Below are 12910 nucleotides of genomic sequence, written 5' to 3' on the forward strand. Positions count from 1 at the left end.
CCGATACCAATGCTGAACATGTCAAAAACGCTAATTGCCAAGGTGAAACCTCAAAAAATCGATATGAAATTAATAGCCTGATTGTACTCGCTCTAGCAGTCAGTTGCCATGGCTAGCTAATCAGACCAGCTAGCGATATAAGCGCAGGTTATTGAGTTAAGGTCAAAAGTCGGTAGGACGGATTAGCTTAGCAAACTGAACGATAATATTGGCCGTAGCGCCCCAGATATTGCGCTTCTGATAGGGAATGGAGTAAACCGAATAACGCTTGCCTCGGTAATCTCGATAGGAGTGGCTTTGATTGGCTGGGTTGATGACAAAATCCAGCGGCACTTCAAAGGCGTCGGCGACTTCATCTTCGCACAGACGCATTTCATAATGCTCCTGAATATGAGCCACTACGGGCTGAATCATAAAACCGGAAATGGTTGGTTGCAGTGGGAGTTTACCGAGGACATTAATGAGCTGATCGGGAATACCCACTTCTTCATGGGTTTCACGCAAAGCGGTATGAATCAGGTCCCGGTCAGTTCTATCCATGCTTCCGCCGGGAAAGCTGATTTGACCCGCATGGTGGCGCAGATGGTCAGAGCGTTGAGTGAGCAGTAATTGGAGGCCTTGCTCACGCTCAACAATAGGCACCAGAACCGCGCTTGGCCTGAGTGTGGTTTCTTTTGGAGTGATTTGATTCGCACGTTGCAGTGCCTGTTCGATATCAATCAGTTTGATCATTGCTTAATACAGGTAGAATTTTACTCAGTTTATGCAGCGTTTCCTGATATTCATTGTCCGCTTCGGAGTCAGCAACCAGGCCGCCACCGCCCCATGCGTAAATCGTATCATTTTCAGTGACCAGTGTGCGGATAGCGATATTCGAATCCAGCATACCTCTAAAGTCATAATACAACACTGAGCCACAATAGATACTGCGGCGATGTGGTTCCAACTCTTCAATGATTTGCATTGAGCGAACTTTCGGTGCACCAGTTATCGAACCGCCAGGGAAGCAATATTTCAACAATTCAATGGCATCTTTTTCCGGAGCCAAGTCAGCTTCGATGGTACTGACCAGGTGATGAACTGAAGTAAAGGTCTGCAACTCAAACAGTTTAGTTACTTTAACAGAACCCACCGCTGCGCTACGGCCAATATCATTGCGAAGCAAATCAACAATCATCAGGTTTTCGGCACGATCTTTAATGCTATTTTGCAATTCATCAGAGAGGCGTTCGTCCTCAACCGGATCTTTTGAGCGTGGACGGGTGCCTTTAATCGGTTGTGTAATGACATGGCTTTTGTGTTTTTGCTTTTTAACTTCAATGAAACGTTCTGGCGAGACAGAAAGAATCTGTTGTTGCTCGAGGTTCATGTAAGCCGAGAATGGCGCTTGATTGTGCTCGGTTAATTTCAGATAAGCATTCCAGGGATGGCCTGTGTAAGGCGCTTTAAAGCGTTGGGCCAGATTGACCTGATAACAATCACCAGCATGAATATAGTCATGTACTTTCTGGAATTTATCAGTGTAGCTTTGCTGGCTCATGTTGGACTGCCAGTTGTCGGCTAATTGAAAATCTTCGAAGCTCGTTTTTTCAGCTTGTTCGTAATAGCCTTCGAACTCACGAATAATGTCTTCCCAATAGCTTTCGGAATAATCAGAAAACTTAAGCAGGTAACATTTCTGATGCTCGTGGTCACTGACAAAGCCCCATTCATACAGACCAAAAGCCATCTCCGGCAATTGAATGTCTTTTTCAGCAATGGTCGGAATTTTTTCAACATAGCGACCGAGGTCATAACTACAGTATCCAGCAATACCACCATGAAAGGGCAGGCGCGATAGTTCTTTGGGTAATGGCAGGTAGTCATCAAGACCTGCCTGATAAAACTGACGCAAGTCTTCGAAAGGCTGATGAGTTGGCCTGATGTCGAGGCCAGTAATGTCAGTATGCCCATCACTGAAGCGGATCATGGCTCGTGGGCGGGCTAAAATTAGATCAAATCTGGCAGCCTGGTGAGTGGTTTTGCCGCTATCCAGCAATAAGGCCCACGGCTCGTCAGCGAACCAGGAGAAGAGGTTACGAATGGCTGCTGGGTCTCGGTAAGGAAATTCAACAAATTGAGCTGTGTTTTGTGTGTTTTTCATGCAGATAGATTAAAAAAGAGTCAATTTGACGGCTAAATCTGAATAATTAGCGTCCAAAATTTGGGAAACGCCATTGCCAGCCTGTATAATGTTCTGCCGATTTTAGAGGTTTGTTTGCTTCTTGTATAGCGAAGCACAAATTTACTCATTCTGACTGAGCCGCCCACGGGAGAGACTTAATGGCCACCATTAAAGCAGAAGACTTTATTGCAAGTGTTGCTGATGCCTTTCAATACATTTCCTACTACCACCCCAAAGATTTTATCCAGGCGTTAACCGCAGCCTACGAAAAAGAAGAAAGCCCTGCGGCAAAAGATGCCATGAAGCAGATTCTGGTCAATTCTCGTATGTCTGCCATGGGCCATCGTCCTGTGTGCCAGGATACCGGTATTGCCTGCGCTTTCGTTAAAGTAGGGATGGACGCGCGTTTTGAAGGTGGCATGACCATTCAGGAAATGGTTGATGAAGGTGTTCGTCGCGCTTACTTGAATCCTGATAACCCATTACGTGCTTCAGTTCTTATGGACCCAGCAGGTAAACGCCTTAATTCTAAAGACAACACGCCAGCAGTGGTGCACGTTGAGATGGTTAAGGGCGATAAAGTTGAAGTGACCTGCGCTGCGAAAGGCGGTGGCTCTGAAAACAAATCCAAATTTGTGATGCTCAATCCAAGCGACTCAATTGTGGACTGGGTGGTAGAGACTGTGCCTAAGATGGGTGCGGGCTGGTGTCCACCGGGTATGCTTGGTATAGGTGTTGGCGGTACCGCTGAAAAAGCGATGGTACTGGCCAAAGAATCCTTGATGGATCCTATTGATATGCAGGAGCTATTGAAGCGTGGTCCGAGTAACCGCGTGGAAGAACTGCGTATCGAGATTTACGAAGTAGTGAATAAGCTCGGTATCGGTGCGCAAGGTCTGGGCGGTGTTACCACCGTGCTGGATGTCAAAATCAAAGACTGGCCAACTCATGCAGCTTCTAAGCCGGTTGCTATGATTCCTAATTGTGCGGCAACACGTCATATTCACTTCACATTAGACGGCACCGGGCCTGCTATGCTAACTCCACCGTCAATCGAAGATTGGCCGGATATGGAGTACGAAGCTGCAGCAGATGCCAAGCGCGTAGACATGAACAATATTACGCCGGAAGAAGTGGCTAGCTGGAAACCGGGGCAGGTTTTATTGCTGAATGGCAAAATTCTCACCGGCCGCGATGCAGCGCATAAAAAGATTAAAGATTTACTCGATTCAGGTGAAGGCTTACCGGAAGGCTTGGATTTCACCAATCGATTTATTTACTACGTCGGCCCAGTTGATGCAGTGCGTGATGAAGCGGTAGGCCCAGCCGGCCCAACAACTGCAACCCGAATGGACAAATTCACCGAAATGATGCTCGATAAAACTGGCTTGCTTGGTATGATCGGCAAAGCAGAGCGCGGTGATGAAGCCATAGAAGCCATAAAGAAACACAAATCTGTGTACCTAATGGCCGTCGGTGGCGCTGCTTACTTGGTCTCCAAAGCGATCAAACATTCAGAAGTCGTCGCCTTCCCAGAACTGGGAATGGAAGCGGTTTATGAATTCGACGTTAAAGACATGCCAGTGACCGTGGCTGTGGATTCTGAAGGTGAAAGCGTCCACAAGACTGGTCCGGCGGTTTGGAAGGTTAAGTTAGCGAGTTAACGGATTGGCTACTGCGCTTGGAAATACTGCGTTAAAAATAAAATTTAAGTTTGTCATTTACGACTTAGTAAAATCCGCACTTAAATTTTATTTTGCGCCTTGTCTTTCCATCGCTCGCTACGCCAAATGAAATGAAATATGTAGGGTGCGTCGCGACGCACCGTTCCTCAGACATGTCATCCTGATGACAATCAGGATCTGCTCTTTGAGTAAAAAAGTAAGGTGCATAGTAACGCACCACAAGAAACAATAAGGTTTATATTATGAGTGCAGGTTTAAAATTTCGTAAAGCGGTCGAAGAAAACCATCCGCTACAATTAATGGGAACCATCACAGCTTATACCGCTCGTATGGCTGAAAAAATTGGTCACAAAGCCATTTATTTATCAGGTGGTGGTGTCGCTGCCAACTCATTAGGTATGCCGGACCTTGGTATCTCAACTGCTGAAGATTTGCTGGTTGATATTCGTCGTATTACTGACGTCTGCTCATTGCCATTAATGGTCGACATTGATACCGGTTTCGGTGGTGCATTTAACATTGCTCGCACAACTCGCGCATTAATCAAAGCTGGCGCTGCCGGTTTCCACATGGAAGATCAGGTGGCGACTAAGCGTTGTGGCCACCGTCCCAACAAAGAAATCGTCAGCCAACAAGAAATGGTTGATCGAATTAAATCTGCCGTTGATGCGCGTACCGACGAAAACTTTGTCATCATGGCGCGTACCGATGCTTTAGCAGTAGAAGGTATGCAGTCTGCCATTGACCGCGCCAATGCCTGTATCGAAGCTGGTGCCGATATGATTTTCCCGGAAGCCATGCGCTCGCTGGAAGACTATGCAACCTTCCGTAAGCACGTTAAAGCTCCATTCCTCGCCAACATCACAGAATTTGGCGCAACACCCTTGTTCTCTTGTGACGAACTAGCAGGTGTTGGTGTCGATATCGTTTTATATTGTTGTGGCGCATACCGTGCCATGAACAAAGGCGCCGAAACTTTCTACAAAGACGTTTTGGCTAAAGGACATCAGCGCGACGTGATTGATATCATGCAAACACGTGAAGAATTATACGACTATCTTGGCTACCACGAATACGAGCAAAAGCTCGATGAATTATTCGCGCAAGAAAAAGCCAAAAAGAAATAAAATAGACTAGGAGTTAACCATGTCAGATTTACCAAAACCAAAAAAATCCGTAGCACTGTCTGGTGTAGCGGCAGGAAATACCGCATTGTGTACTGTAGGCCGTACCGGTAATGATTTACATTACCGTGGCTACGATATTCTAGATTTAGCAGAGAACTGCGAGTTCGAAGAAGTTGCTCACTTGTTGATTCACGGCAAACTGCCAAACAAAGCCGAGCTTGCCAACTACAAACGTAAATTAAAAGCCCTACGCGGTCTTCCTGCGCTAGTTCAGGACGCGTTGGAATTGATTCCAGCGAACGCACATCCAATGGATGTATTGCGTACCGGCTGTTCAATGTTGGGTACCGTTTTGCCAGAGCGTGAAAGCCAGCCGATGAACGAAGCAAAAGATATTGCTGATCGTTTGTTAGCCTCTTTCCCATCCATGTTGTTGTACTGGTACCACTTTACGCACAATGGTGTTGCCATTGATCTTGAAACTGACGAAGAGTCAATCGCAGGTCACTTCCTACATTTATTACACGGCGAGCCATGCCCAGATTCATGGGTTCGCGCCATGCAGATCTCATTGAACCTATACGCTGAGCATGAGTTCAATGCATCAACCTTCACCAGCCGCGTGATTACAGGTACAGGCTCAGACATGTACTCAGCCATCTGTGGCGGCATCGGCGCATTGCGTGGACCAAAACACGGTGGCGCCAACGAAGTAGCGCTTGATATCCAAATGCGTTATGACAGTGCCGACCATGCAGAAACTGACATCAAAGAACGTTTAGCGCGCAAAGAAATCGTTATCGGTTTCGGCCACCCAGTTTATACTGTCTCTGATCCACGTAACGAAGTGATCAAAAAAGTCGCCAAACAATTGTCAGAAGAGCAGGGTGACATGAAGTTATATGACGTTGCAGAGCGTCTTGAAAAAGTTATGTGGGACGAAAAGAAAATGTTCCCTAACCTTGATTGGTTCTCAGCCGTTTCGTACAACAAAATGGGCATCCCAACAGCTATGTTTACACCAATCTTTGTAATCTCGCGTATTACAGGTTGGTCTGCGCATGTTATGGAGCAGCGTGTTGATGGCAAAATTATTCGTCCGAGCGCGAACTATACTGGGCCGGAGAATAAAGAATTCGTTCCAATCGACAAACGTTAATCGACTTAATCTCTGGAGCCGTGAAGTTTGTTAAAAGCTAGCTCAAAATCCTCAATTACCTTTTAGGTAACCTCCGGTTTTTCGCTAGCTTTTGCCGCCTTCACAACACCATTTATTAAGTCTAAATGTTTTTTAGCGCCAATAGCTGCGTTACGCAATCAATTTATTATCGTCGTTTACTGCTTGTAAACTTCCTCAAATAAATTGATTTCAAGCCTTGCTCTTGGTGCTAAAAATTCATTTTAAAAGGCAGAGAGTCTGCGAGAGCTTAGCTCGCAGGACTGTAAAGTAACTAACAGGTTTGTCATCCTGAACTAGATTCAGGATCTGCTCTTTTTAAATGCTCTGAAGAATAAAGTTTTTCAGGAGTAATGGCAAAACAAACAAGCTTGTCATTAATGCACATAGTAGAAAATATAATATTAAGAAAGAAATTATCCCAGAGAAGAGTGGGATCTAACGACCAAGGAAGTAAAATATGAAGAAACTAATCCCAGCTTTATTTTTAAGCCTTTTGTTTGCTTGCTCTAATAATGCCAGCAAGCCAGATAATTGGTATATGTCTAAGTGGATTATTGACGAAAGTAAAACATTAGACCAGGAGAAAGATTTGCCAGAGTCTCATTTTAATGTTTTAAAAATTTCAGTAGGTATGACATCTGCTATTACATACGATATTCAAGCAAATAACATAAAGCTTTATAAGGGTGATGCCGAATTAAAAAATATTCCTATTGAGGTTGTCAGTCTTGGTAATGACGAAACGCTATTGAAAGCCCAGCACCAAGATATAATAGTTGGCTATGATGAGAATGGTGAATATATGAAAATGGATGGCTGGGCTGGTAGTAATGGTGAAAGAGAAGAGTTCAAATTAAAGTTATACATTGAGAAGGTAGATTAATTTATGCCTTTACCTTTAAAGGCTCACAAACACGAGAACTTATGAACACAAATTACAGAAAGAAACTTGAAGGCACTAATTTAAATTACTTCGATACGCGTGAAGCGGTTGAAGCCATCCAACCGGGTGCTTACGATAAACTTCCTTACACCTCAAAAGTCCTTGCTGAAAACCTGGTGCGTCGTTGTGATCCTGAATCACTGACAGATTCACTTAAGCAAATTATTGAGCGTAAACGTGATCTGGATTTCCCATGGTTTCCTGCGCGCGTTGTGTGCCACGATATTCTGGGCCAAACGGCGTTTGTGGATTTGGCGGGCTTGCGCGATGCTATCGCGGAGAAGGGCGGTGATCCTTCAAAAGTCAATCCAGTAGTACCTACTCAGTTAATCGTTGATCACTCATTAGCGGTTGAACATGCAGGTTACGAAAAGGATGCATTCGAGAAAAACCGTGCTATTGAAGAGCGTCGTAATGAAGATCGTTTCCACTTTATTAACTGGTGTAAAACCGCTTTTGAAAACGTCAATGTTGTTCCACCGGGCAATGGCATTATGCACCAGATCAATTTAGAACGTATGTCGCCTGTTGTTCAATCACGCGACGGCGTTGCTTTCCCTGATACTTTAGTCGGTACCGACAGCCACACGCCAATGGTTGATGCATTGGGTGTTATCGCCGTCGGTGTGGGTGGTCTTGAAGCGGAGAGCGTCATGTTAGGTCGCGCATCTTACATGCGTCTCCCTGATATTATCGGCGTCGAGCTAACCGGCAAACCACAACCGGGCATCACCAGTACCGATATCGTATTAGCGATTACCGAATTCTTGCGTAACGAACGCGTTGTTTCCTCATACCTTGAGTTCTTCGGTGAAGGTGCTTCGCACTTAACCTTAGGCGACCGTGCGACCATTTCCAACATGACTCCAGAATTTGGCGCAACCGCCGCCATGTTCTACATTGATCAGCAAACGATTGATTACTTAAAACTGACGGGTCGTGATGATGAGAATGTAAAACTTGTTGAAACCTACGCTAAACAGACCGGTCTTTGGGCAGATAGCCTTACCGGCGCTGAATACGAACGTGTGCTGACTTTTGATTTATCGTCAGTAGGTCGCAACATTGCAGGTCCTTCCAATCCACATGCGCGAGTTTCAACGTCAGACCTTGCCAGCAAAGGTATCGCCAAGCATATCGAAACCGAAGAAGGCAAAATGCCGGATGGCGCCTGTATCATTGCAGCGATCACCAGCTGTACCAATACCAGTAACCCACGCAATATGATTGCTGCCGGTTTGATCGCGCGTAACGCTAACAAATTAGGCTTAACTCGTAAGCCTTGGGTTAAAACGTCTTTAGCGCCTGGCTCGAAAGCGGTAACTCTTTATCTTGAAGAATCAAACTTATTACCAGAACTTGAAAACCTCGGTTTTGGTGTGGTCGGTTATGCCTGTACTTCCTGTAACGGCATGAGTGGTGCGCTTGATCCAAAAATCAAACAGGAAATCGAAGAGCGTGATTTATATTCCACTGCGGTACTTTCCGGTAACCGTAACTTCGATGGGCGTATTCATCCGCATGCTGATCAGGCTTTCCTGGCATCACCGCCATTAGTTGTGGCTTATGCTATTGCTGGAACCATTCGTTTTGATATCGAAAAAGATGTCTTGGGAACCGACAAAGACGGCAACCCAGTCACTCTAAAAGACATCTGGCCAAGTGACGAAGAAATTGATTCGATTATCAAAGAACACGTTAAACCAGAACAGTTCCGCGCAGTTTATGAACCGATGTTCAATGTTAAAGTGGATACTGGCGAGAAGAGCAGTCCATTATATGATTGGCGCCCAATGAGTACCTACATTCGCCGTCCACCTTATTGGGAAGGCGCATTGGCAGGTGAGCGCACCATGAAAGGTATGCGTCCATTGGCAGTGTTAGGCGACAACATCACAACCGATCATCTGTCACCATCCAACGCCATTCAAAAATCGAGCGCAGCAGGCGCCTATCTCGACAAGATGGGCGTACCGGAAGAAGACTACAACTCTTATGCAACCCACCGTGGTGATCATTTAACCGCACAACGCGCCACTTTCGCCAACCCAAAATTGTTGAACGAAATGGTGCGCAACGAAGGTGGTTCGGTTAAGCAAGGTTCCTTAGCGCGACTTGAGCCAGAAGGCAAAGAAATGCGCATGTGGGAAACCATTGAAACCTACATGGAACGCAAGCAACCGTTGATCATTATTGCCGGTGCAGACTATGGTCAAGGCTCATCACGTGATTGGGCCGCCAAAGGTGTTCGTCTTGCAGGCGTTGAAGTAATCGTCGCCGAAGGCTTTGAACGTATTCACCGCACCAACTTGATCGGCATGGGCGTATTACCGCTAGAATTCACCAACGGCGAAACACGCAAAACCTACAACATCGACGGCACAGAAACCTACGACGTTGAAGGTGACGTCAGTCCAGGCGCAAACCTCAAAGTCATCATGCACCGCAAAGATGGCGAGCGAGTAGAAATCCCAGTGAAATGCCGCCTCGACACCGCCGAAGAAGTATCCATCTATGAAGCTGGTGGAGTGTTGCAGCGATTCGCACAAGATTTCCTGAGTGGGAATGCTTAATAATGTTCTGTCATCCCGCGGTTTAACCGCGGGATCCAGTGACTGTAATTGAGAAAGTTGGGTTACGCCTAAGGCTAACCCAACCTACGAAAAGCACTATACACAAACCTCGAAGACGCTTTGCTCCTTCGAGGCTACGACAGTACCAACAGGCATGTCATTCTGACGAAAGTCAGAATCTGCTCTTTGCTCTGTCATCCCGTGGCTTGACCACGGGATCCAGTGATTTTAAAAAATAATCGGGCGCACACACAGGTGCGCCCCTACCATATTGTCGTAGGCTGGTGATGAGTGAAACGAATTTCAGCGTTTTTAACTCAAGACATAAACCTCGAAGACGCTTGACTTCTTCGAGAGTACGATAGAACCAACAGTTATGTCACCCCGCGGTTTAACCGCGGGGTCCAGTGACTTTAAAAAAATAATCGGGCGCACACACAGGTACGCCCCTACCAAATTAATAACATAAGGTGTAACGATGCCTAACAAGTTTCCTCCACAGATCAAAATCCCTGCCACCTACATGCGTGGCGGAACCAGTAAAGGTGTATTCTTTAACCTAACCGACTTACCCGAAGCGGCTCAAGTACCGGGTGAAGCACGCGATAAATTATTGCTGCGCGTTGTCGGCAGTCCTGATCCATACGGCAAGCACACCGACGGTATGGGTGGTGCTACCTCCAGCACCAGTAAGACGGTCATCCTGTCAAAAAGCTCCAAACCGGATCACGATGTGGATTATCTGTTTGGTCAGGTCTCTATCGACAAGCCTTTTGTGGACTGGAGTGGTAACTGCGGTAACTTAACCGCAGCGGTTGGCTCATTCGCCATTAGCAGTGGACTGGTTGACCCAAGTCGTATTCCAGACAATGGCGTCGCCGTGGTTCGTATCTGGCAGGCCAATATCGAAAAAACCATTGTTGCGCATGTGCCAATCAGCAACGGTGAAGTGCAGGAAACCGGTGATTTCGAATTGGACGGTGTGACTTTCCCAGCAGCAGAAGTCAAGGTTGAATTCATGGATCCCGCCGATGGTGAAGGCTCCATGTTCCCAACAGGCAATCTGGTTGATGATCTGGAAGTACCCGGCATCGGCACATTAAAAGCGACCATGATTAACGCCGGTATCCCAACCATTTTCCTCAATGCTAACGAAGTTAATTACAACGGTACAGAGCTACAAGAAGCGATCAATAACGATGGCAAAGCCTTGCTTATGTTTGAACTCATTCGCGCCCACGGCGCAGTGAAGATGGGCTTAATTACAGACATTGAAGAAGCCGCCAATCGCCAACATACACCAAAAGTCGCCTTCGTAGCACCGCCAGCGGATTACGTATCCTCCAGCGGTAAACAAATCAAAGCCGATGATATTGACCTTAACGTCCGCGCCTTATCCATGGGCAAACTGCACCACGCCATGATGGGCACAGCCGCCGTCGCCATCGCCACCGCAGCCACCATCCCTGGCACACTCGTCAACCTCGCCGCAGGTGGAGGAGACCGCCAAGGCGTCACCTTCGGTCATCCATCAGGTACGCTTAAAGTCGGCGCCGAAACCGAAAAGCAAGGCAATGACTGGGTCGCCAAAAAAGTTATCATGAGCCGTAGTGCACGTGTTCTTATGGAAGGCTGGGTTAGAGTACCGGGCGATTGTTTTTAGAATTCTTCTTATTCTGTCGTACCGTGGCTTGACCACGGTACCCTGTGACTTTAATCATTCCTTAACTCAATGTTTCGCTACTCAGCGAGTTACTTTTCTTAAGTGGTCAAGAAAAGTAACCAAAAGAAGACCACCCCGATATTGAGGCCACGCTTCGCGTGACTGCCTGCACCACTCCCAAAATACTAAACGCACCAGAATTTACATCACATCCTTGTGCTGAAAATTCTTATCAAAATCATCCACGATTTTGATTGCTATATTTTGTACGTGTCTTAGCTCAATATAAAGGGGTAATATTCAAGCCTGTTAGTGTAAAAGTCAGACCGTAAGAGTATAGTTTACGTAACAAATATCATGCTATGTATTTTATCTTAACATTAGATGACAATTATGGGATATTGTATGCTCGACATAGGATGAAGCTTGGATATGAAAAAAAAGAGACAGTACCTAATTAAGAATAAAGTTTTTCATAAGGAAGATATATTTCGCTTAGAAGACCTTATCTTTAATATTTATGAGCAATTCGTAACATCTGAGTATGAAATCAAATCATATGAAATTCTTATAGAGAGTTTTAGTAACGAACATTATTCTTTTGAGAATGAAAAAGTACAAGAGGCGACAAAAAAGATACTAGAAATTAAACATATAAGAAAAATCCAAATGTCTTTCTACTGTAACCAGTCTGCCAGGGTTGAACTTTTGCTACTTGCTTCAGATTCTTCATATGATAGAAGCTCAGTTGTTGTTGATGGAAGAGATGAGCATTGGGTTGATTCTACTTTTAATTCTTTAATGGAAGTAATCGATGCTGTTGAAAATCAGTCTACTAGCATTAAGTTTTGGGTGAAATTTATTAAGCATTTTGTTGCTATTAATATTGGTTGGTTGATTAGTTACTTATTTGTAGAAGCTACAAGAGCGGTTGGTTATAAATCTAATATTAGAAATGATGATCTAAACCCCTTAGAGTTTTTGCTAGCGTATACGCTTGATAATTTTACTTTTTTTAAATATATAATTTTGTTCTTAATGGTCTGGTTGATTGGTTTATGGTTCATGCTGTTTTTTTGGGATAAAACAGAAACAAAAATTGTGTCACTATGGCCAAAGATCGAATTTATGTTTGGTAATCATAAAAACTTGAGCCAAAAAAAGAAAAGAGCTTTTATGAATCAAATAGGTGTTATTGTTATCCTTCCTCTGATACTCAACATTTTAGTAGTTGTTGGATTTAATGTTTTGTCGTGACTTGGCAGTTCAATACTACAACCTTTGCTCCTTCCTTAATTTCCCCCTATACTGAACTACTGTGTTTCATTACAGGAGTTCTTTATGTTTCACGTTTCTTTTAAGTATCTAATCTTTTCTTTATTCCTTTCAGGTTTCTTGGCGGTTTCTGCTCAGGCTGATGAGAAGAAGGCTGAATCTGATGCGTTACCTTCTTTGCTTGAGGTGAAGGCTTATGAGGTTGAGTGGGGCGGGCGTCCGCGTGATCCTTTTGTGGCGCCGGATGTAGTGGTCAAGTAAAACTGGCCACGGGTTTATAGTTAATCCAGTATTGTTGCT

General features: G+C 45.1%; 10 protein-coding genes. 8 read left to right on the top strand and 2 right to left on the bottom strand.

What is annotated here, in order from left to right; translation table 11 throughout:
* Positions 1-162: 162 nt before the first annotated feature.
* Positions 163-732 carry a CoA pyrophosphatase gene (locus HUJ19_RS04715; RefSeq protein WP_290622550.1) on the bottom strand — a complete coding sequence of 190 codons (570 nt, stop codon included), beginning with the start codon at positions 730-732 and terminating at the stop codon, positions 163-165.
* Positions 716-2143: an aminodeoxychorismate synthase component I gene (pabB, locus tag HUJ19_RS04720; RefSeq protein ID WP_290622551.1), complete on the bottom strand. Its 1428-nt coding sequence runs from the start codon at positions 2141-2143 to the stop codon at positions 716-718. The genes HUJ19_RS04715 and pabB overlap by 17 nt, the downstream gene beginning before the upstream one ends.
* Before the next feature lie 179 nt (positions 2144-2322).
* On the opposite strand from pabB, the gene HUJ19_RS04725 reads away from it, so the two are divergent.
* The 8 genes from HUJ19_RS04725 to HUJ19_RS04760 all read left to right on the top strand — a co-directional run bounded on the left by HUJ19_RS04725 (position 2323) and on the right by HUJ19_RS04760 (position 12871).
* Positions 2323-3828, top strand: coding sequence for a fumarate hydratase (locus HUJ19_RS04725; RefSeq protein ID WP_290622552.1), 1506 nt, complete (start codon positions 2323-2325; stop codon positions 3826-3828).
* Between the two features lie 263 nt (positions 3829-4091).
* Entirely contained in the window at positions 4092-4976 is an 885-nt protein-coding gene (prpB, locus tag HUJ19_RS04730; protein WP_290622553.1) for a methylisocitrate lyase, read from the top strand.
* A gap of 19 nt (positions 4977-4995) precedes the next feature.
* Positions 4996-6135 (top strand): 2-methylcitrate synthase, encoded by a 1140-nt coding sequence (prpC, locus tag HUJ19_RS04735; RefSeq protein WP_290622554.1) that lies wholly within the window; start codon positions 4996-4998, stop codon positions 6133-6135.
* 478 nt (positions 6136-6613) lie between these two features.
* Complete coding sequence (locus HUJ19_RS04740) at positions 6614-7039, top strand: hypothetical protein (RefSeq protein WP_290622555.1); 426 nt, start codon at positions 6614-6616, stop codon at positions 7037-7039.
* Between the two features lie 41 nt (positions 7040-7080).
* A complete protein-coding gene (gene acnD / locus HUJ19_RS04745) occupies positions 7081-9672 on the top strand; it encodes a Fe/S-dependent 2-methylisocitrate dehydratase AcnD (protein WP_290622556.1) in 2592 nt (863 codons plus the stop codon).
* A gap of 478 nt (positions 9673-10150) precedes the next feature.
* Positions 10151-11335, top strand: a complete 1185-nt coding sequence (gene prpF, locus HUJ19_RS04750; protein ID WP_290622557.1) for a 2-methylaconitate cis-trans isomerase PrpF — start codon at positions 10151-10153, stop codon at positions 11333-11335.
* A gap of 426 nt (positions 11336-11761) precedes the next feature.
* Entirely contained in the window at positions 11762-12592 is an 831-nt protein-coding gene (locus HUJ19_RS04755) for a hypothetical protein (RefSeq protein WP_290622558.1), read from the top strand.
* Between the two features lie 84 nt (positions 12593-12676).
* Positions 12677-12871 carry a hypothetical protein gene (locus HUJ19_RS04760; RefSeq protein ID WP_290622559.1) on the top strand — a complete coding sequence of 65 codons (195 nt, stop codon included), beginning with the start codon at positions 12677-12679 and terminating at the stop codon, positions 12869-12871.
* Positions 12872-12910: the final 39 nt, after the last annotated feature.

Source organism: Kangiella sp. (assembly GCF_014762745.1).
Taxonomy (GTDB): Bacteria; Pseudomonadota; Gammaproteobacteria; order Enterobacterales; family Kangiellaceae; genus Kangiella.

Coding starts and splice junctions, on each gene's coding strand:
- pabB (WP_290622551.1), bottom strand. CDS start 2,143: ATGAAAAACACACAAAACACAGCTCAATTTGTTGAATTTCCTTACCGA.
- HUJ19_RS04740 (WP_290622555.1), top strand. CDS start 6,614: ATGAAGAAACTAATCCCAGCTTTATTTTTAAGCCTTTTGTTTGCTTGC.
- HUJ19_RS04760 (WP_290622559.1), top strand. CDS start 12,677: ATGTTTCACGTTTCTTTTAAGTATCTAATCTTTTCTTTATTCCTTTCA.
- prpC (WP_290622554.1), top strand. CDS start 4,996: ATGTCAGATTTACCAAAACCAAAAAAATCCGTAGCACTGTCTGGTGTA.
- HUJ19_RS04715 (WP_290622550.1), bottom strand. CDS start 732: ATGATCAAACTGATTGATATCGAACAGGCACTGCAACGTGCGAATCAA.
- acnD (WP_290622556.1), top strand. CDS start 7,081: ATGAACACAAATTACAGAAAGAAACTTGAAGGCACTAATTTAAATTAC.
- HUJ19_RS04725 (WP_290622552.1), top strand. CDS start 2,323: ATGGCCACCATTAAAGCAGAAGACTTTATTGCAAGTGTTGCTGATGCC.
- prpF (WP_290622557.1), top strand. CDS start 10,151: ATGCCTAACAAGTTTCCTCCACAGATCAAAATCCCTGCCACCTACATG.
- prpB (WP_290622553.1), top strand. CDS start 4,092: ATGAGTGCAGGTTTAAAATTTCGTAAAGCGGTCGAAGAAAACCATCCG.